The 20,269-nt window shown below is 45.3% G+C and carries 16 protein-coding genes; 8 read left to right on the top strand and 8 right to left on the bottom strand.

Going from position 1 to position 20,269, the window contains the following annotated elements; translation table 11 throughout:
- Positions 1-117: 117 nt before the first annotated feature.
- The 3 genes from AB6E54_RS11425 to ebgR all read right to left on the bottom strand — a co-directional run bounded on the left by AB6E54_RS11425 (position 118) and on the right by ebgR (position 4,998).
- Positions 118-570 (bottom strand): beta-galactosidase subunit beta, encoded by a 453-nt coding sequence (locus AB6E54_RS11425; RefSeq protein ID WP_017066026.1) that lies wholly within the window; start codon positions 568-570, stop codon positions 118-120.
- Between the two features lie 3 nt (positions 571-573).
- Positions 574-3,690 (bottom strand): beta-galactosidase subunit alpha, encoded by a 3,117-nt coding sequence (ebgA, locus tag AB6E54_RS11420; protein WP_372106429.1) that lies wholly within the window; start codon positions 3,688-3,690, stop codon positions 574-576.
- Positions 3,691-4,014: 324 nt separating this feature from the next.
- Complete coding sequence (ebgR, locus tag AB6E54_RS11415) at positions 4,015-4,998, bottom strand: transcriptional regulator EbgR (protein WP_102393207.1); 984 nt, start codon at positions 4,996-4,998, stop codon at positions 4,015-4,017.
- Between the two features lie 393 nt (positions 4,999-5,391).
- Here ebgR and galE point away from each other — a divergent pair, with 393 nt between their 5' ends.
- From galE to galM, 4 genes are all read left to right on the top strand, one after another.
- Positions 5,392-6,402: a UDP-glucose 4-epimerase GalE gene (galE, locus tag AB6E54_RS11410; protein WP_372106427.1), complete on the top strand. Its 1,011-nt coding sequence runs from the start codon at positions 5,392-5,394 to the stop codon at positions 6,400-6,402.
- A gap of 228 nt (positions 6,403-6,630) precedes the next feature.
- Positions 6,631-7,686, top strand: coding sequence for a UDP-glucose--hexose-1-phosphate uridylyltransferase (locus AB6E54_RS11405; RefSeq protein WP_017060800.1), 1,056 nt, complete (start codon positions 6,631-6,633; stop codon positions 7,684-7,686).
- 191 nt (positions 7,687-7,877) lie between these two features.
- Positions 7,878-9,038 (top strand): galactokinase, encoded by a 1,161-nt coding sequence (gene galK / locus AB6E54_RS11400; RefSeq protein WP_372106426.1) that lies wholly within the window; start codon positions 7,878-7,880, stop codon positions 9,036-9,038.
- A 111-nt stretch (positions 9,039-9,149) separates the two neighbouring features.
- Positions 9,150-10,229, top strand: coding sequence for a galactose-1-epimerase (gene galM / locus AB6E54_RS11395; RefSeq protein WP_372106424.1), 1,080 nt, complete (start codon positions 9,150-9,152; stop codon positions 10,227-10,229).
- Between the two features lie 219 nt (positions 10,230-10,448).
- Here galM and AB6E54_RS11390 read toward each other — a convergent pair whose 3' ends face one another.
- Entirely contained in the window at positions 10,449-11,447 is a 999-nt protein-coding gene (locus tag AB6E54_RS11390) for a substrate-binding domain-containing protein (RefSeq protein WP_017080052.1), read from the bottom strand.
- A gap of 197 nt (positions 11,448-11,644) precedes the next feature.
- Between AB6E54_RS11390 and AB6E54_RS11385 the strand changes: the two genes are divergently transcribed.
- Positions 11,645-11,977, top strand: a complete 333-nt coding sequence (locus AB6E54_RS11385) for a tRNA-binding protein (RefSeq protein WP_004734420.1) — start codon at positions 11,645-11,647, stop codon at positions 11,975-11,977.
- A 148-nt stretch (positions 11,978-12,125) separates the two neighbouring features.
- Here the strand turns inward: AB6E54_RS11385 and AB6E54_RS11380 are convergent, their stop codons facing one another.
- A complete protein-coding gene (locus tag AB6E54_RS11380; protein ID WP_017060795.1) occupies positions 12,126-12,680 on the bottom strand; it encodes a gamma-glutamylcyclotransferase family protein in 555 nt (184 codons plus the stop codon).
- 288 nt (positions 12,681-12,968) lie between these two features.
- On the opposite strand from AB6E54_RS11380, the gene AB6E54_RS11375 reads away from it, so the two are divergent.
- Positions 12,969-14,153: an NnrS family protein gene (locus tag AB6E54_RS11375; RefSeq protein ID WP_102331956.1), complete on the top strand. Its 1,185-nt coding sequence runs from the start codon at positions 12,969-12,971 to the stop codon at positions 14,151-14,153.
- 67 nt (positions 14,154-14,220) lie between these two features.
- On the opposite strand, the gene AB6E54_RS11370 is transcribed toward AB6E54_RS11375, so the two are convergent.
- Complete coding sequence (locus tag AB6E54_RS11370) at positions 14,221-15,228, bottom strand: adenosine deaminase (protein WP_372106422.1); 1,008 nt, start codon at positions 15,226-15,228, stop codon at positions 14,221-14,223.
- Positions 15,229-15,582: 354 nt separating this feature from the next.
- Here AB6E54_RS11370 and AB6E54_RS11365 point away from each other — a divergent pair, with 354 nt between their 5' ends.
- Positions 15,583-15,900, top strand: a complete 318-nt coding sequence (locus AB6E54_RS11365; protein ID WP_004734416.1) for a DUF3622 domain-containing protein — start codon at positions 15,583-15,585, stop codon at positions 15,898-15,900.
- 194 nt (positions 15,901-16,094) lie between these two features.
- Here AB6E54_RS11365 and AB6E54_RS11360 read toward each other — a convergent pair whose 3' ends face one another.
- Positions 16,095-17,141: a succinylglutamate desuccinylase/aspartoacylase family protein gene (locus AB6E54_RS11360; protein ID WP_108179951.1), complete on the bottom strand. Its 1,047-nt coding sequence runs from the start codon at positions 17,139-17,141 to the stop codon at positions 16,095-16,097.
- Positions 17,142-17,412: 271 nt separating this feature from the next.
- Here AB6E54_RS11360 and AB6E54_RS11355 point away from each other — a divergent pair, with 271 nt between their 5' ends.
- The gene (locus AB6E54_RS11355) at positions 17,413-17,952 is read left to right on the top strand and encodes a DUF3332 family protein (RefSeq protein ID WP_372106420.1); all 540 of its coding nucleotides are present in this window, start codon (positions 17,413-17,415) and stop codon (positions 17,950-17,952) included.
- 138 nt (positions 17,953-18,090) lie between these two features.
- Here the strand turns inward: AB6E54_RS11355 and AB6E54_RS11350 are convergent, their stop codons facing one another.
- Positions 18,091-19,563, bottom strand: a complete 1,473-nt coding sequence (locus AB6E54_RS11350; protein WP_017060790.1) for an aminoacyl-histidine dipeptidase — start codon at positions 19,561-19,563, stop codon at positions 18,091-18,093.
- Positions 19,564-20,269 lie beyond the last annotated feature (706 nt).

The following is a 20,269-nucleotide window of genomic DNA, read 5'->3' as shown; positions in this document are numbered from 1 at the left end:
TATAGTCGTTATTTCTCAATGCTTCCTTGTAGGGAGGAAGCATTGAGGCTTTGTTCAGCATGTTGGAGCCTTGAACGGCAAGGCTCGATACATACTGTGAATAGATAGCGTTATTGTTTATTTATTGAGGAAGTAACCGTCTTCAATGGTCACTTTCAGTACCACTTTTCGAACTCGGTTATCACCGTGGAAACGGTAAGCCTGATTGTTGTCAAAGATCGCCACTTGGCCTTCAGCTAGCTCACGAGTTTCACCGTTCCCCATTAGGTGTTCGCGGTCGGTTTCATCGCTATAAGCTTGGATCTGCTCTAGCTCTGATTTCGCTGCGAATTCAACCGTTTCACGGCCTTCTAGGTAGTAGTGCACGTCGAAGTAACGACGATTACCGGTGAAGTTTTCTGTGTTACGAGCCACACCGTCTTCAATCATGTAAGCCAGTGAATCACCAATTGAATACATCACGCCATCTTTGATGTTTCCGATGTTTTCAATCGCTTCTACACAGCGTTGCCATTTACGACCATCGCGGTAGACGACTTTAAATTGTTCTAAGTTCTCTAAAACGATCATCGCTTATGCCTCGTTCAGTTGTGGTTGAGCTTTTGGTGCATTCACCGTAAAAAACTCATCGCCAAAGTTGTGATTGATTAGGTGCTGCGCATCGCAATCGCCTGCTTGGAATGGAATCAGAGTTAAACCGTAGCGGAACTCGTCCATGTAAACGCGGTAAGAATCGAGCACTTCGCTGCCCCAAGAGTTAGAGCCTAAGCCCATCACTTGGTGATCTAGGTTTAACGTGATGTAACCGCTTTTCTCTAGCTCAATGGTGTGTTGTGCTTGGTGCAGGTTTTGGTTGGTGTAGAACCATGCGCTGAAGTTGATTTCTTGCTGTGGTTTTACTGCAATACCATTACCCGCGCGGCTTGAAAGCGCAGCCCAACGAACGTGTTGGCGGTTGCCGTTGTTCTGTGGGAACGGGTAGTTCTCGAACATGTCTGCAACGGTTGATTGGTACACATCAATCATGTTGGCTTGCTTGCTGTCTTGGTAGTTCTCTTCAGGGCCGCGTCCGTAATATTGGACTTGGTCGAAGTCGCCGTTGATGCCCATATCAAAACCAATCACAGGAATTACATGAGGGTACTCACCGTAACGTTCGCCGCTTAGCTCAACGTTCAATTGGCCTTCAGCATTAACTTGGTAGCGATATTCACAACGCATGCCGAAATCGAATACTGGTGGAGCAATGATGCTGGTGGTGGTGATCTCTACCTTGCCATTTACCTGTTCAACGTTAACGCATTCAAGGTCAATGCTACGGAAGTGCTCCTGCATAATTTGCAAGTGTGCAGGCTCCCAGTAACCATCGTGCTCTTGTTTATGGTTATCGATCATTGGCTTGAAGAAGTTGATTCGTGGTTCTGACTTAATCATCTCTTCGCCATTCACTAGCCATGACGTCAGCTTGCCGTTCACTTTCGAGAAGTTCAGTGCGAAGTTGTGGCCTTTGATTAGGTAAGCTAAACGAGACTCTTCCACATTCAGTGCTGTCGCATTGTTGTTAGTGAAGGCTTCTAGCTGTGCTGTGTTCTCTTTCACTTGGAATTGATACACCGCGATGTCGTGGTTCGCTTCGCTGTAAGGCGTACGAGAATCCTTGCGCACGGTAAAGTTCACAAACACTTCGCGCTCATCAAGTTGTGGCAAGTTAAGTGTCAGTTCACGGCTCGAGTTTTCTGCCAGTTCTTCAATCTTGATGTGTTGCACAGCAATGGTTTCACCTTCAGCACGGATTTCCGCAGTGATGGTGTAGTCATCGATGTTTGAGAACCAAAGTTTGTTGTCTACCGTGAAGGTGCCCGTTTGTGCATCGAAATCGCGAAGCTTCACTGGGGCAATCACTTGCTTGTACTCTTTCAAGCCAGGGCCTGGCGTTTGGTCTGGGTAGATCAAACCGTCCATGCAGAAGTTGTAGTTGTTCGGGTAGTCACCGTAGTCACCGCCGTATTTGTAGAACTCTGTGCCTGCTTCATCACGCGCTAGAATGCCGTGGTCACACCATTCCCAAACATAGTGACCTTGAATTGCGTCATGCTTGTAGAACACGTTTTGGTATTCAGTTAAACCACCCGGGCCGTTACCCATTGCGTGTGCGTATTCGCAGATGATGCGTGGTTTTTCGTGTGGGAATTCACCGAAGGCATTCATCAGTTGAGCACGTGAGTACATGGTTGAAATGATGTCGACTACTTCAGCATCACGGTCTTCTTCATAATGAACCAGACGCGTGTCATCAATTGCTTTTGCTGCATCGTACATAGAGCGGATGTTGCAACCGTAACCAGACTCGTTACCTAGCGACCACATGATGATAGAAGGGTGGTTCTTCTGAGCGTGGATATGACGTTCGATACGTTCAACAAACACCGCTTCCCATGCGGCATCGTTAGTGATGCGGCTTAGGTCGCCAACGTTAGCAAAGCCGTGAGTTTCGACATCGGTTTCGCCCATAACGAATAGGCCATAAATATCACACAGTTCGTAGAAGCGTGGGTCGTTCGGGTAGTGCGCCGTGCGTACTGAGTTGATGTTGTGCTGCTTCATCAACACTAAGTCTTTCTCTACGCGATCCATGCCAACCGCACGACCTTTTAGGTGGTCGTTGTCGTGACGGTTTACACCGTGCAGCATCACGTATTTGTTGTTGATGTAGAACAGACCATCGCGAACTTTAATGTCGCGGAAACCAACGCGCTGTGGAATCACTTCCAACACCTTGCCGTCACCATCTTTCAGCGTAAGCAGCAGTTGGTATAGGTAAGGGTTCTCAGCGTTCCATTGGACAGGGTTAACCACATCAATAGAGAATTGAGTACTCGTATTGCCATCGACACTTAAGCTATCTACAGAGCCTTGCGAGATAACTTGGCTGCCATCGAGCAATGCGTACTCAAGGGTTGCGTTTGCCGCTGCTGCTAGGTTTTCTAGTTCCACTTTGCATAACAGGGTCGCGCTTTGGTAAGCGTCGTCGAAGTCAGTGCGAACGGTAACGTCTTGAACGTGCAGTTGTTCTTTACCTACTAGGTAAACGTCACGGAAGATACCGCCCGTCCACCACATGTCTTGGTCTTCAATGTAGGTAGAGTCGGCCCACTGCATCACTCGAATAGAAAGTAGGTTGTTGCCTGCTTTTACCTGGCTAGAGATATCGAACTCAGCGGTTAGGCGGCTGCCTTTGCTGAAGCCCACGTACTCGCCGTTTACGTAAACTTCGAAGTAAGTTTCAACGCCATCAAATTTGATGATGGTTTGTTTCTCGTCCCAGCTTTCGCCAAGGAAGAAAGAGCGTTGGTATGCGCCGGTTGGGTTGTCTGATGGTACGAAAGGCACATCAATTGGGAATGGGAAACCTTCATCTGTGTATTGAAGATCGCCGTGGCCTTCCATTTGCCACATGTTTGGAACCGTGATGTTTCCCCAGTCGCTCATTTCCTGAGAATAGAACTCTTCAGGAACCAATAGCGGATTGGTGAAATAGCTGAAATTCCATTGGCCACTCAATAGTTGGAAGTGGCTGCTCAGTTCACGCTGAAACGTTTTTGCATTTTTTTCTGATGCGTACGAGAAGAAGTATGCACGCGGTGCCATACGGTTCTCATGTAAGTTCAGGAAGTTTTCCCAGTTGTTCACGTTGCCTCTCTCTCGGTCTGAATGCAGTTTGCTGACCGACGTTCTTATGCGTAATTGGGTCGTAGTGAATACGAGTATTTTTGGATTGAGGTAATTATTAGTAAAAGTTTTACTAAATGAAAATGGTGAAAACGTTTTACTTTAACTTCATCACGTTTTTTATGGTCTTTTTACGGTGCTGTGTGATCCACTTAAAAGAATGCTATTGGCTGATTTATGTAGCAGATTAAAGAGGGGGATACGTGGAGATTGATGTATGTGACGGGCACAAAAAAGGCCACCTTCAACAAAGGTAGCCTTTATTTATCTACTTGATATATTTAATTATTTTGTTGTATCGCGCAGCTTGAGTTTGCTTGGTACATAGACACGTAGTGGGATGGTTCGGCCGTCGCGTACTTTCTCAATCAGCAGATTAACGCCTTGAATTCCCATCAATTCAGAGTGAATACGAACAGTTGATAAAGATGGGAAGGTAAATTTAGCTGTTGGGATGTCGTTTACACTGATCAGCGCAATATCTTCAGGGATGTTTAATCCGTGCTCATGAACTGCTCGTAAAACGCCAATTGCGATGGAATCTGACGCAATAAACATGGCTTTAGGGTAGTCGCCCGTCGCGAGCATCTGTTTTGCAAGCTTGTAACCTGATGAGCTAGAGAAGTCACCACGGTAGATGTCTTGCTCACTGACAACGTTCTTGAGGCCACCATATTCAGCAAAAGCGACTTCACGAATATCAGGGGTATTGACGTCGTCTTGGCCACCAATAAAGCCGATGCGCTCATAGCCTTGGTTGATAAAGAAGTTGGTGATCTCTTTGCTGATCAAAGCCAGGTCTATATCGACAGAGTCATAAGGTTCTGAGTGATCGGTAAAATCGACATAACAGATATTATCGCTCAGCTTTTTAGCTTGCTCGATAACCTCTGGTGTCATTCTACCCACCAACAAAACACCTGTGATTGGTGCTGAATTGATCTGTATTTTACTTTCATAACAGTTGGTTAGCTTAACTTCCATCTTTTCACATTGGGTTTCAATCCCGTGGCGAATCGATAGATAGTAAGGGTCGTTAACTTCCGCTTCTTGCTTGTAGTTATACAGTGCTAGGAAGTGATGGTTTTGTTTTTTACTGCTAACGGTTTTTCGTGAGCTGCTGGTTTTGTATTCCAACTTCTCTGCAATTTCAAAGATACGCCTTTTGGTCTCTTCCTTGACGCTTAATGTTGGATCTTCATTGAGAACCCTTGAAACTGTAGCCAATGAAACATGTGCTTCAGTCGCGATATCTTTTAACGTTGCCATACTCACTTCCTGTTATTGGAACATTGCGCTGCTTTGAAATTGGTATTTAGTAAAAAAGCAATGCACCTCTTTATTCTACAGACCTATTGTAATCAAACTGGAAGTCATTGCATTAACTTTTAGTAAAATAAATGCTCAACTCCTCTATGATGTCTCAAATCTAACTATCTATAATTATCTTATTAAAATTCAATGAATTAGATGTGTTTGTTTATAGGTTCTCCCTATGTCACGTTAAGTAACAATGATATGAGTTAGTGTAAGCGTTTACACTTCGTGGTTTTGATCACAGAATTATAGTCAAAATGGCTGCTACTATTTCTGGCATACGGTGCTACTGAGCTGAATGTCAGTTCGAGTTAGTCCAAGAATGACGACAAAGAGAGGTTGATTGTGAAAGTACTGGTTACGGGCGGCATGGGTTACATCGGAAGTCATACATGCATTCAAATGATACAGGCAGGTATGGAGCCGATCATTGTTGATAACCTTTGCAACAGCAAAGAGCTAGTGCTGAAACGAATCGAATCGTTAACTGGCAAGCGACCAACGTTTTATCTTGGCGACATTCGTGACCAATCTTTTCTAGATGGCGTGTTTTCAGAAAACGATATCCAAGCGGTGATTCACTTTGCTGGCCTGAAAGCGGTTGGGGAGTCGGTGTCTAAACCTTTGGAGTACTACGATAACAACGTCAATGGATCATTGGTGTTAGCTCGCAGCATGAAGAAAGCGGGTGTGAAGAGCATTGTATTTAGCTCTTCGGCTACCGTTTACGGTGATCCAGAAGTGGTGCCAATTACTGAAAGCTCTCCAACGGGTGCAACAACTAATCCTTATGGTCGCAGTAAGTACATGGTCGAAGAATGTTTGAGTGATTTGTTCAACGCCGAAAACGACTGGAGCGTGACGTTACTGCGCTACTTTAACCCAGTTGGCGCACATCCATCGGGCACTATGGGTGAAGACCCACAAGGTATCCCAAACAATCTGATGCCGTTTATTGCTCAAGTAGCGGTAGGTCGTCGCGACAAATTGGCTGTTTTTGGAAACGATTACCCAACAGTCGATGGCACAGGCGTTCGCGACTATATTCATGTTATGGATTTAGCGGACGGACACGTAGCCGCATTGAAAGCGGTTGGCGAGAAGGCTGGTTTACACATTTACAACCTAGGTACGGGCAAAGGCTCAAGTGTACTCGAGATGGTTGAAGCCTTCGCACAAGCATCGGGCAAACCGGTTCCTTATGAACTTTGCCCACGCCGCGCAGGTGACATTGCCGAATGTTGGGCAAGTACTGAAAAAGCAGAGCGCGAGCTTGGCTGGAAGGCGACGCGTAGCGTGATGGAGATGACGGCGGATACATGGAATTGGCAGTCGAATAACCCACAAGGTTACTAAAGAACTTTTAAGCTATTGAAAAAATAGAGATTCCAGATATCTCGTGCCTTTATTCTGGAATGACGGATGAGCATAAGGCTATGAAGTGGTGGCCTTTGCACAAATAGCACAACGAGATTACACGTCATTCCCTACAGCGAGGCACGAGCGTGATAGGGAATCTCCTTGTAGAAGAATTATTCATCTTGGTGAATTGACCAAGACACAAAATTTGAGAGCAATCTAAACATGTCAAAAGTTGAATTTAACCCAGTAGACCACCCGCATCGTCGTTATAACCCATTAACGGGTCAGTGGATCTTAGTATCACCGCACCGAGCAAAACGTCCTTGGAGTGGCCAAGATGAAAAACCATCGACTGCGCAGCTTCCTGCGTATGAGAAAGAGTGTTTCTTGTGCCCAACCAATACGCGTATCTCGGGCGACGAAAACCCAGATTACGACGGCACTTATGTATTCAGTAATGACTTCGCGGCGTTGATGCCTGATTCACCTGACGCTCCAGAGTCTGATAACCCTCTATTCAAGACTCAAGGTGTTCGCGGGTTGAGCCGCGTGATCTGTTTTTCTCCGGACCACAGCAAAACGCTGCCAGAGTTACCAGTAAACAAGATTCGCGGTGTTATCGACACATGGAATGAACAGATTGAAGAGCTAGGTAAAGACTACCTATGGGTTCAAGCGTTTGAAAACAAAGGCGAGACCATGGGCTGTTCTCAGCCTCATCCGCACGGTCAGATATGGGCAAACAGCTTTTTGCCCAACGAGATTGAACGCAAAGAGAAATTGTTAAAAGAGTACTTCGAACAACAAGGTTCGAATCTTTTAGTGGATTACGTTGAAGCTGAAATGAAAGACGGCTCTCGCACTGTGGTTGAAACTGAACATTGGATTGCGGTGGTGCCTTACTGGGCGGCGTGGCCATTTGAAACCATGTTGCTACCAAAAACACACATTCGCCGTATGAGCGAACTGACTGACGAGCAGCGTGATGATTTAGCGCTTGCGATTAAGAAGCTGACCAGTCGTTACGACAACTTGTTCCAGTGTTCATTCCCTTACTCAATGGGCTGGCACTATGCACCGTTCTTCGAAGAAGGTACGGACATCGATCACTGGCAACTGCATGCGTTGTTCTACCCGCCGCTACTACGCAGCGCATCGGTTCGTAAGTTCATGGTCGGCTACGAAATGTTGGCTGAGTCTCAGCGTGATTTAACTGCAGAACAAGCCGCGCAACGTCTGCGTGATTTGAGTGACGTTCACTATAAAGAGCAGGAATAGCCTACTTCGTAGATAACGAGCGAGATTCCTGATATCTCGTCCCTCGATTCTGGAATGACGGCAGGTGAAAGGCTGATGTTGTCATTCCCTACCGTGAGAGACGAATGAGATAGGGAATCTAAAAGAATTAAAGTGGTGCCGTGAAGGGGCCATAACCAATTGAACAAAGAGTTTAACCAGAGAGTTTACTTATGTCTGACCTAATCCAAAACGTGAAAGCATCTTTTGAGCAAGTCCTTGGTTACCAAGCGACTCATATTATCCAAGCACCAGGTCGTGTGAACCTGATCGGCGAGCACACTGACTACAACGATGGTTTTGTTCTACCGTGTGCCATTAACTACCAAACGGTAGTCGCCGCGGCTAAGCGTGACGACAACATTGTTCGCGTAGTATCAGTGGACTACGGTAATGCAGTCGATGAGTTCGATTTAACTCAAGAGATCACATTCCAACAAGACAAGATGTGGGCGAACTACATTCGTGGTGTGGTGAAGTGCTTAAAAGGTCGCGGCTTTGAATTTACAGGTGCAGACATCTCTGTAACGGGCAACGTGCCTCAAGGTGCAGGTTTAAGTTCTTCTGCGGCGCTGGAAGTGGTGATTGGTCAAACATTCAAGGTGCTTTATAACCTAGAGATCAGCCAAGCTGAAGTGGCGCTAAATGGTCAGCAGGCCGAAAACGAATTTGTGGGCTGTAACTGCGGCATCATGGACCAAATGGTCTCTGCAGAAGGTCGCGCAAACCACGCGATGCTTTTGGATTGTCGTAGCCTAGAGACTCAAGCGGTTTCAATGCCAGAAGATATGGCTGTGGTTATCATTAACTCAAACAAGAAACGCGGCTTAGTCGACAGCGAATACAACACACGTCGTGAACAGTGTGAAGAAGCGGCGCGCATCTTTGGTGTTCCGGCACTTCGTGATGTGACCATTGAGCAATTCAAAGCGAAAGAGTCTGAATTGGATGAAATGGTCGCGAAACGTGCTCGTCACGTGATTACTGAAAATGACCGTACTGTTGAAGCGGCTCAAGCTCTACGCACTCATGATATGAAGCGTATGGGCGAGTTGATGGCTGAATCGCATGCATCAATGCGTGATGATTTTGAAATCACGGTGAAAGAGATTGATGCGCTGGTTGATATGGTCAAAGAAGTGATCGGTGAACAAGGTGGCGTGCGTATGACTGGCGGTGGTTTCGGTGGTTGTATTGTGGCATTAGTTCCACCTGCATTGGTTGATGAAATCAAAACAACCGTTGAACAGAAATATCAAGCGGCGACGGGTCTAAAAGAATCTATTTATGTGTGCCAAGCGAAAGACGGAGCAGGCTTAGTTGAAGTAATCTAACGGCTTCGAGATTTAATATAGAGCTTACCAAGTAAAAAGATCATGGTAGGCCAAATGCTAAAGCCTTTACTTCAGGTAGAGGCTTTTTACTGGCACTAGAAGGAATTTAGAATGACACAAGAGCAAAACCTGCATCAATCCATGACGCAGACTCCTGCCTATGATGGCCAACCCGCTCAGTTAGTGACGCTATCAAATACGCATGGCATGCAAGTGACATTCATGGATATTGGTGCAACATGGTTGAGCTGTATCCTGCCAGTAAAAGGAAACAAAAGAGAAGTTTTGTTGGGTGTTAACTCAATGGAGAACTTCGATAAACAAGCCAGCTATATGGGCACAACTGTTGGCCGTTATGCTAACCGCATTGCTAATGGTCGTTTCAAAATTGATGGTCAGAATTGCAAGCTGGAAACCAACCAAGCGGGCAATACCTTACATGGTGGCCCGAACGGATTTGATAAACGCCGTTGGAATATTGCCGAGCAAACCGAAACGTCAGTGGTGTTCAGTCTAGAGTCTGCTGATGGCGACCAAGGATTCCCGGGGAATTTGAATGTGTCGGTACGTTATGACATCACCGAAGACAATCGAGTGTCCATTAATTACTCTGCAACCACAGACAAGCCGACTGTAGTCAACCTAACGAATCATGCGTACTTCAATCTACTTGGCGCTGAAGCTGGACACGATTGTTTGTCACACATTGTCAGTATCAATGCTAATCAGTTCTTACCGACCAATTCGGTGGGTATTCCGTTAGGTAACCTTAAATCAGTGAAATCGACCAGCTTTGACTTCAATCAGCCTATGATGATCTCAGAGCGTTTGTTGGGCGATGAACAGCAGAAAGCAGCAAAGGGTTACGACCACTCTTTCTTATTGGCTGATGGCTGCAAACGCACTCAATGCGCCGCGACCGTAACCTCACCGGATGCGCTCGTCACACTAAAAGTATTTTCAACCAAACCTGCGATGCAGCTATACACCGGAAACTGGCTTGGTGGCACACCAAACCGAAGTGGTGGCAGCTATGAAGACTACGCTGGTTTGGCGCTAGAAACCCAGTTCTTACCTGACTCTCCTAACCACCCAGAGTGGAAGCAGGACAGTTGTATTCTCAAGCCTGAACAAGAATATAACTACAGTACCTGTTACCAGTTTGAATTTTCGGGGGATTCTTCAAACTAGTACGCTCTAGCTCAAAGCGGTTACGTCAATATCTTTTGTTTGTGAATAGGACGATGTGAATTATCGCGTTGTTCTTGGGGGATGAGCAAAAGTGGCGCTCAACAAGTGTGTGATTTATTAAGCGCGATTGTTGGGTATCCGAGTAAGGTAGGAAAGCCCTAACAGAAGCGATTCTGTTAGGGCTTTTTTTTGTTTGTTGTTTGGTGAGTTGACCAGAACTTAGATTTTCTCTACCGAATTACGGCGCACCAAAGTCGGAGAGAACATCATTGGCTCCGTTGAGGTGTTTTCACCTTTGGCTAAGTGCAACGCGAGTCGTGTCGCTTTCTCTGCCATCATCTGAATCGGGTAGCGAATGGTGGTTAGCTTTGGATGAACATAGCGTGCAATCAAGCCATCATCGAAGCCGATGATCGACATTTTGTCCGGCGCTTGAATACCGTTTTCATCTAGGACAGACAAAGCACCTGCCGCCATGTAATCGTTGTACGCAACAATGCCTGTGATCGGCAGAGACTTGGTTAATAGGTTAGTCATCGCGTATTCACCACCTTCACTGGTGGGAGCTGAGTACTCAATATAGCTGTCAGATAACGCTATTTTGTAATCCGAGAGTGCTGACAAGTAACCTTGTACACGCTCATCAGCATCTTCAATGCTGTGCGATGAAGCGATACAGGCAATATTTTTATGACCATGACGGATCAGATATTCAGTCGCAAGATACGCGCCTTTCTTGTTGTCCAAGAAAATACAACGGTTGGCAATCTCAGCAATATAGCGATTGATCAGCACTAAGCCTTTTACTTCTTTTGCATAGGCAATCAGTTCTTCGTCTGTCAGGCCTTTTGAGTGGATCACTAAGGCGTCGCAACGGCTATTGATCAGTAACTCAATCGCTTGTCTTTCTTCTTCACGATCGTGTGAGCCATTACCGACGAGGATATGCTTTCCGTTCTCACGAGCGACATTATCGACAGCCTTAACCAGCGTGCCAAAAAAAGGATCGGAGATATCACCAACCAACACACCGACGGTATTGGTGCTCTGGCTTACCAGCGCACGAGCATTGGCATTCGGGCGATAGCCGAGTTTAGACATCGCTTTGGTGACGGATTCAATTGAGTTCGCACTTGCCTTCGGAGACTTATTCACGACTCGAGATACGGTTGCAACAGAAACACCTGCTTCCCTTGCGACATCTTTAATTGTTGCCATTTTTAACCTCTATACATTGCTGCATCTATTTAACACCGACAATGAGTGCAAGGCAACGAAACTCTCATTTTACTTCCAGTAATGAGATCTTTACCGCTTGTAATTATTAGGCTTAATGCTAGTGTAAACATTTACATTTTACTTAATTTTAGTAAATGATTTAATGAGTGAAAATAAATCAATATAGGAAGTGAGAAATGGATACTGTCTCTTATGGTGACTTTGCTAAGTTAGAAATGCGTGTGGGTAAGATCATTGAGGTTGTGCGTCATGAAAACGCAGACAAGCTTTACATCGTGCAAGTGGATATCGGCGAGAAGACGCTACAAACGGTGACCAGCCTAGTGCCTTACTACACCGAAGAAGAGTTGATGGGTAAGCAGGTTGTTGTTTTGTGTAATCTAGCGAAGGCGAAGATGAGAGGCCACACTTCTGAGTGCATGTTGTTATGTGCCGAAACGGAAGATGAATCTGAAAGTGTATTGCTGACCCCGGAACGTGCGATGCCTGCAGGTATTCGTGTCGTTTAAGATCGCTTTAGGTTGGTGAACGATCGAGCTCACCAACCTAGATTAACTGGCGATGTAGATTAATTAACGATGTAGATTAATTAACTGTGTAGATCAATTAACTATCTACATCCATTAACAACGTATATCCATTAATAACGTACATCAACTAGCTTCGAACAGTCAGTATCAAGCCATCAATCACACTGTGGTGGTGATCTGAAACCCCAGCAAGATTGCCGTATTTAGGCTGGTGGCGATCATTTTCTAATGGGTGATGCCAACCTTGTGTGTGTTTAACGAAGTGCGCCGCAAAGCTTTCAGACACCTCTAAACATCCTGCTAATACAGTATCGACGTAGGTTTGAACGATAGGGCTGTTTTCGCAAGGTGCTTCAATCTCGTCTTTGATGTAAACCCAGATCGGTTGATCCTGTTTGAATTCATCTTGGCTTTCTATCTGAGAGGCCTTTAATTCGATACGGTGATAACCACGCTCACGGCGATCAAACTCAGCCAGTGCAATATCATCCACCTCAAGCAACACACCATTCACTTGTCCCTCGCCGAGATTGACGATCAAAGGTGATAACACATAGCTGTCATCGATCTTGCTCCAATGGCGAATTAAGCCATGAACAATCGCAGGGATCGCTTGCCCTGTCTGACCGGTAAGCTGGCGTGAAGATGAGTTGATTAAACTGCCATAACCAAAAATATACATCGCATTCCTTGTCTGAGTTGTTCCATTTAAGTCTAGTCTTACTATATGTGGCGAGATACCAAAAGTCAGTAAGTTTCTATTTATACATCTATATGTCCTTATGACTCTTTTGGTTGTGTTTTTTTGACTTGTTTATTGGCTAGTGAATCTCGTGAGTCGCTGTTTTTACTGGTTTTATCTAATTGGCGCGTTTCATGCAGTGTTATCTGCATATTGCATCGGATTTGATGCATACAAAATTTGGTTTAGGTAATACCTTGGCCGCTTATCTGAGAATTAGGAGCGAGTTTGTTAAATATCACAGATAAAAGTGTAGAAGACGCGATTCCAGCCTACCTGCGTTTAGGCTTTCGACCTTTCTTCTTTTTAGGCAGTCTCTATGCAGTGATCGCGATTGTCGCTTGGGTCATCATGTTCCAAAACGGTCAGCCTGAGATTTTAAAAGTTCCCGCACTGTGGTGGCACGTGCATGAGATGCTGTTTGGTTTCTCAATGGCGATAGTGGTCGGTTTTGTGTTAACGGCAGTACAAACGTGGACGGGTGTCAATGGCACCAAGCATTATCGATTAGCTGCGCTAGTCGGTTTGTGGCTCGCACCTCGTATTCTGTTTTGGACACCCGCTCCGTTATGGCTGATCTCGTCGGTTGAGGCGCTGTTCTTAATCTTCGCCGCCTACGAAATTGGTTTCCGAGTCGTGAAGTCGAAAGGCTGGAAGAATCTATTCTTTGTGCCACTGTTTATATTGGCTATCGTGGCGAACTTTGCTAGTTACGCGACCATTAAGGGGATGCCTCCATTCCCATCGTCTGCAGTTTGGCAGGCTATGTTGTGGTGGTTTACCTTGCTCTTATCAGTGATGGGTGGGCGAGTAATCCCATTCTTCACAGCGCGTCGTTTTGATTTCGAAAAAGCGCAGCCCTTGGTTTGGTTGGAATGGTTAGCCAATCTACCTTTGGTTGGCTTATTTGTGTTGAGCTTCTTCCCATTGACCTTTGCTCAAGTCGGCAATGAGTTGATGGTATTTGCAGGTGTGACACAGTTGGTGCGCTTTATCCGCTGGAAGCCTTGGACAACACTATCAGAACCCTTGGTGTGGTCGCTGCATGCGGCTTACCTATGTATCCCTCTCAGCTTGCTGTTACGCGGTTTGCTAGATAACCCGTTCGCGAGCCATAACATGCTGCACCTGTTTGCGATTGGCGGTTTGAGTGGGTTAATTCTGGCGATGATCACGCGCGTGACAATGGGACATACTGGCCGTGCTATCTATAAAGGGCCAAGTATGGCTTTGGCGTTCTCGGCTATATTTATCGCGGCATTCGTTCGTAGTTTAGGTGTGACATTCTTCCCGGCGTATTTATTTGAGATGGTCAATATCAGCGCGGGTTTATGGACGTTAGCGTTCGGTCTATTTATCTGGAAATTTGGGATGATGCTGTTAACGCCAAGAGTGGATGGTCACCCGGGCTAAGCCAATTAGTTATCTATTGATATAGATAGGGAAGCTCAGAGCTTCCCTTTTTGATCTTGATAACTCATTAAGTACTCGCAGCAAGGTATTGGCGTACCTGTGTGATGAGATCTTCCTTGGCGTGAGGCGAGATAAAACTGGCTTCGATGGCATTAATACTGAACTGCGCCAATTCGTTTTTGGTCACTGGGTGAGCATTGGCGACGGCGAGGAAGTTATCATTCATATAGCCGCCGAAGTAAGCCGGATCATCGGAATTGATGGTGACGCACAGCCCTTTTCTCAGCAACTCGACGATGTTGTGCTCTTGCATGGTCTCAAACACCTTGAGCTTGGTATTCGACAGCGGGCAGACGGTCAGTGGTGTACGTTTTGCTATTAGCTGTTCCATCAACTCTTCATCTTCTACACAGCGAACGCCATGATCAATTCGGGTAATGCCTAGCAAGCTCAGCGCGTCACTAATATTTTGCGCAGGGCCTTCCTCTCCGGCGTGCGCGACGGTCAGGAACCCTTGGTTGATCGCCTCTTGGAATACATGCTTAAACTTCTCCGGCGGGTTTCCTTTTTCCGACGAATCCAGCCCGACGGCAATGATCTTATCTTTATAGGGAAGGGCTTGTTTGAGCGTTTCAAAAGCGCTGTCTTCATCAAGGTGGCGCAGAAAGCACATGATCAGTTGGCTGCTGATGCCAAGTTCTTGCTCCGCTTGATTCAAAGCTCGAGTAATCCCGCCGACGATGACTTCAAAGTCAATGCCGCGTTCAGTGTGAGTCTGAGGGTCGAAGAATATCTCAGTATGAACCACATTATCTTGCTGGCACTTCAACAGATAAGCACACGTCAGGTCGTAGAAATCTTGTTCATGAATCAGTACGTTAGCGCCTTGATAATAGATATCGAGAAAAGACTGAAGATTGTGGAACTGGTACGCGTCTCTTACTTGGGCTGGGTTATCAAAGGGAATCGACACGTTATTACGCTTGGCGAGTTGGAACATCAGCTCAGGTTCTAGCGTGCCTTCAATATGTAAATGCAGTTCAACCTTGGGTAAATGTTTGATGAAGCTATCCATAGCAACTCCTTAGCTATTTTAATTATGGGCGGAGTAGGCGAGACAGTAGAGTCTGTAAACCTGAGCCTGCAGGTTATCTCTTTCATTTATCTCTGTTTGAGCATAGTTCATTTCATTGTTGTCGATAAAGTTGCACAGAAGTTGATGATGAATCGAGAGTTACGAACCCATTGAAATCCGGCGCAAACGATTTGCAGCATGGGAGTGTGATCCGCTGCAAATATTTGCAGCAATATTCATTGATTTGTGCTCTAATACCGCGCTTACCAAGGGATGGTGTTAAAAGATGCTCACTTAGATGGAGTTATCAAAGTGACCGATCCCTTAATGATCTCCCTTAGGAAAAAATAGAACATGTCTAAGAACAAAAAATTTGATATCCGCCTTACAGAAAAACGCAACGGTTGGTGTGCAGAGATTACTCGTCAAGTAACGTCTCGCAGCACAACAGTATCTAAGCGTGAGTCTGGTTTCGAAACTGAAGCTCTAGCACAAGAGTGGGCAGAGAAAGAGCTAGCATCTTTCATCTCAAACCAAGCTGAACGTAACGAGCGTAAATCAGAGCAGCGTAAAGAGCGTGACGAACTACGTCACACTAAAGAGCTTAAAGCTGAGCAAGCACGTGAAGCACGCGCAAAAGCTCGTGAAGAAGAGCAAGAAGACGCTGAGTAATCCAGTGCACAATTAATTTACAGGTCCCTTAATTTTAAGATAAGGGACAAGTAAAAAAAGCCCCGATATAGCTTTTCTCTTTCTAGTTAAAAGTTTATCGGGGCTTTTTCATTTGTGGCGTACTAGTCTGGATTACGTAACCACTCATGGCTGGTGGCTACGTATCTGATTCACTAATTACCCGAATTCGGTCCTTAGTTGTTTAGCGATGTCAGCCAATCGTCTTCCGCGACTTCTTCAATGTAACTCTCAACAGACTGTCCCACTTCATCATCATCTTGCTTGAAGTAAGCAATGTGGAATACTGCGTCACCTTCGTTTACCAACGGTAGAGTTTGCTGACCAATCACGATACCGCCTTTAGTGGTAATTACTTGGCCTTCTTGGTGACCCAATGGAGAACTGATGTAAGCCAGGGTTTGTCCTGCTTCAACTTGTTCGCCAAGCCTTACCATATTACGCAAAATGCCGTCTGATTCAGCGCGGATCCAACTGGTCGATTTACTCAATACTGGCTCTGGTAACTTCTTACGGTTAGGGCGCAGCATGCCGATTTCTTTCATCACTTGATGCACGCCAAGGTAACCCGCACGAATCGCTAGGTGATCAAAACGCAGCGCTTCACCACCTTCGTAAGTTAATACAGGAATACCCAGTTTTTCCGCTTCGCTGCGCAATGAACCATCACGCAGTGGAGAATCTATGATCACGGGTGTTGCGAACGCTTTTGCGATGCGCAGTGTTTCAGGGTTCGACAGGTTTGCACGGATCTGTGGCAAGTTAGTACGGTGAATCGCACCTGTGTGAAGATCCAAAATGTAATCACAGTGCTTCGCTACGTTCTCAAAGAAGGTGTGAGCGATGCGTGATGTCAGTGATCCTTTTTCACTTCCTGGGAAGCAACGGTTCAGGTCACGACGGTCTGGTAGATAACGAGACTTATGGATAAAACCAAATACGTTAACGATAGGCACAACAAGTAGTGTTCCTTTCAGTTTCTTTGGATCAATCGCATTGGTCAGCTGTCGTGCAATCTCAACACCGTTTAGTTCATCTCCGTGGATCGCCGCGTTTACCATCAGTGTTGGGCCCGCTTGGCGACCATGAATAATTTCAATCGGGATTGAAAGTGGAGAATGCGTGTAAAGCTGAGCCGCTTGCAGTTCAATCTCCATTCTCTGTCCTGGCTGAACAGTATAACCAAGTAATTCGAAGGGTTGATTAGGTTTTAGTCTTGCCATTTAGGTTGTTCTCAACATGGTGATAATTCGTTAACACGGAATGTATCAATCGTTGATTTTTAGTACGAATCAATCGCTTTACGGTGACGACAAAACTTTTTTATGGAGGGGTTTCTTAATTGGTTTCTGTTTTTGATTTGGCTAGTTAGAAGGGGTTTATAATTGTGAATTTCCTGACAATACATTGATTTAACGCTGATATTTATTGTTCGATTGGTTGGTATTATCCATCGCCATTTTTTGGCGGCCAAATTCAAATATCGAGATCAAAATGAAAAAAACAATTTCAAAAGTTGTAGCACTAGCAGTGGTATCTGTTGCTCTATCTGGTTGTGTGGGTAGTAACGCAGTAACCGGTTATCTAATGAAGTTTAACGTGAAGGCTGTTGATAACCGTTACGCTCGTGGTGGTTTGAACATACTACTTGCACCTGCGTATGGTCTAACGGTTGCTGCCGATTACCTAGTATTCAACTCACTAGAGTTCTGGACGGGTAGCAACCCACTAACAGGTGCTCCGCACATCTTTGATACTAAGACTGATACTTACCTTGATATCAACGATCAGCTTGATAAGTCACTGACTGAAGCGCCAGTAGGCCCGATCACGAGTGCCGATATGATTGAGAAAGGTCAAATGCAGCAGATCGACGAAAACACTATCCAAATGGACATCACTTACCAATCTGGTGAGCGTGCGACGTTAATCGGTGTTCGTGATGGCGAGATGGTGACGTACTTCATCGATGGCGAAGTTGTGGCACAAACTTCAATTGATGAGCTAGAGAGCTACGCGGCTTCACGCGCTTAATTGTTTATTTAGTCACAAGTAGTAGCTACAAAGATTAGATACAAAAACAGGTACTCATTGAGTACCTGTTTTATTTTGTCTCAGATAAACGGTGTTTACTGTAAAACACCATTTACTGAACAAACATAGCTTATCGAATTAAGCTTTTTCTGGGATCGCTTCAAGCAATGCAACCATTTGGTTCCAGAATAGCTCAACGGTGTCGATCTTCACTTTCTCATCAGGAGAGTGCGGAAACTTGATGGTTGGGCCGAAAGAAACCATATCCATGTTCGGGTAAGGTTCTTTGAATAGACCACACTCAAGACCAGCATGGATAACCATGATGTTTGGCTTGTGACCGTAGATACCTTCGTACATGTCACGGAAGATATGCATGATTTCTGAATCTGCGTCTGGTTTCCAACCTGGGTAAGCACCAGAGAACGCGATGTTAGCGCCTGCTAGTTCAGCAACAGAGTGAAGCATGCTTTCTACTTGGCTACGACCTGAATCGATAAGAGAGCGGATCAGGCAAAGTACTGTGATTGAGTTCTCTTCTGTTGTGATAACACCTACGTTTAGAGACGTTTCCACAACACCTTCAATCTCGTCACTCATACGAATCACGCCGTTTGGACATGCGTTAAGTGCCGCGATAAAGCGAGCTTGGTCTGCTGACGCAAGTGCGCCCATTTCTACAGAAGCTTCTTCATTGAAAGTCACGATGCTGTCTTCTACTTTACCTAGCTCTGTTGAAAGCAGCTCAGTGTAGTAGTTGTATAGTGAAGCCAGTTTTTCTTGGTTTGCCGCAGGAACAGCAACCGTTACGAAACCTTCACGAGGGATCGCGTTACGAAGGCTACCACCTTTGAATTCGACGATGCGAAGGTCTAGCTCTTTTGCGTGACCCGCTAGGAAGCGAGCAAGCAGTTTGTTTGCGTTTGCACGACCTGTGTGGATGTCACAACCAGAGTGACCGCCTTTTAGGCCTTTTAGCGTTAGCTTACGTGTTACGAAGTCAGCTGGAATCGCATTACGAGCAATTTCAAATGTCATTGCGCCGTCGATACCGCCAGCACAACCCATGTACACTTCGCCTTCTTGCTCTGAATCGGTGTTAAGAAGGATATCGCCTTCTAACCAACCCGCTTCAAGACCGAAAGCACCAGTCATGCCTGCTTCTTCATCTACTGTTAGTAGAACTTCGATAGGGCCGTGTTGGATTTCGTTTGAAGCAAGAACCGCTAGGCAAGAAGCCATGCCCATGCCGTTATCAGCGCCAAGCGTTGTGCCTTTAGCTGTAACCCACTCACCATCAATGTATGGTTGAATTGGATCTTTAGCAAAGTCATGAACTGTGTCTTCGTTCTTTTGTGGAACCATATCGATGTGAGCTTGTAGCACTACACCTTTTTTGTTTTCCATACCCGCCGTTGCTGGCTTTTTGATGAATACGTTACCCGTTGGGTCACGACGTACATCTAGGCCTTGCTCTGTTGCCCAAGCAATAATGTATTGAGCAAGCTCTTCTTCATGCTTAGAAGGGTGTGGGATTGAGCAAATCTTATCGAAGAACTGCCAGATAGGGGCAGGGGATAATTTACTGATCTCAGAATGGAATTCAGACACGGATGACTCCTTTTTTATTTAATAACCATATATTTAGGTTTTGTATGGGGAAAAACCTAGAACAAAAATCTAAAATATGGGTCTGTTTTGATGGCAACAGCATACCACTTGAGCGTTTTGACGAGTAGCGGTTCTAAACCTCAAATAGCTCAAATTTTGAAAGCGATCTTGTCCATCTGATCACAGCTAAGCGCCTTGATGCTTATAAATGGAGCAGGCAAACGTTTGTTTAATTCTATTATGTAATTTTATTACAAAAATAAGTTTGCAAAATAACCGTAAATGGCCAAAAATGTGACGTATAGCAAAAAATACTTGTAATCTTCTTTCTTTAGGGTATATTAATAACCAACTTCTGAGATGAAGAGTAAATGCTCAAAGGATGAGTCCGTTTTATCGCCTCCAAGGAACCGAGAAATCAAATTCGTTTTTTATTGATTTATTAAGGTGATAGTTATGAAAGGTTTACCATCTGCAATGTTCTGGATTAACAGCTCTGTTTACACTAGCAACTTTGCATACCCTACAAGCTTTGGTTACTAATACCGTAAGCATGTAACTCGAACAGTTTTGTTCACCCCTATATATTGGAATTCTTTTACAGCCCTTTTGGTTGACAGATTCTACCGCCACTCAGTTTTGAGTGGCGTTTTTTTTGCCTGCTACTTTTCCAAACCGCTTTCGCTTGTCACTTTCCTTGCTGTTC

It is taken from the genome of Vibrio sp. 10N.247.311.49 (assembly GCF_041467655.1).
GTDB classification, from domain to species: domain Bacteria; phylum Pseudomonadota; class Gammaproteobacteria; order Enterobacterales; family Vibrionaceae; genus Vibrio; species Vibrio crassostreae_C.
Note: the sequence above shows the minus strand (reverse complement) of the source record. Positions and strands in the feature narration are given on the sequence as shown.

Bases quoted from the DNA above. Each gene is read 5' to 3' on its own strand.
- AB6E54_RS11390 (WP_017080052.1), bottom strand. From the start codon at position 11,447: ATGGCAACAATTAAAGATGTCGCAAGGGAAGCAGGTGTTTCTGTTGCA.
- AB6E54_RS11370 (WP_372106422.1), bottom strand. From the start codon at position 15,228: ATGGATAGCTTCATCAAACATTTACCCAAGGTTGAACTGCATTTACAT.
- AB6E54_RS11385 (WP_004734420.1), top strand. From the start codon at position 11,645: ATGGATACTGTCTCTTATGGTGACTTTGCTAAGTTAGAAATGCGTGTG.
- galM (WP_372106424.1), top strand. From the start codon at position 9,150: ATGACACAAGAGCAAAACCTGCATCAATCCATGACGCAGACTCCTGCC.
- AB6E54_RS11360 (WP_108179951.1), bottom strand. From the start codon at position 17,141: ATGGCAAGACTAAAACCTAATCAACCCTTCGAATTACTTGGTTATACT.
- AB6E54_RS11405 (WP_017060800.1), top strand. From the start codon at position 6,631: ATGTCAAAAGTTGAATTTAACCCAGTAGACCACCCGCATCGTCGTTAT.
- ebgR (WP_102393207.1), bottom strand. From the start codon at position 4,998: ATGGCAACGTTAAAAGATATCGCGACTGAAGCACATGTTTCATTGGCT.
- AB6E54_RS11355 (WP_372106420.1), top strand. From the start codon at position 17,413: ATGAAAAAAACAATTTCAAAAGTTGTAGCACTAGCAGTGGTATCTGTT.
- AB6E54_RS11425 (WP_017066026.1), bottom strand. From the start codon at position 570: ATGATCGTTTTAGAGAACTTAGAACAATTTAAAGTCGTCTACCGCGAT.
- galK (WP_372106426.1), top strand. From the start codon at position 7,878: ATGTCTGACCTAATCCAAAACGTGAAAGCATCTTTTGAGCAAGTCCTT.
- AB6E54_RS11380 (WP_017060795.1), bottom strand. From the start codon at position 12,680: ATGTATATTTTTGGTTATGGCAGTTTAATCAACTCATCTTCACGCCAG.
- AB6E54_RS11365 (WP_004734416.1), top strand. From the start codon at position 15,583: ATGTCTAAGAACAAAAAATTTGATATCCGCCTTACAGAAAAACGCAAC.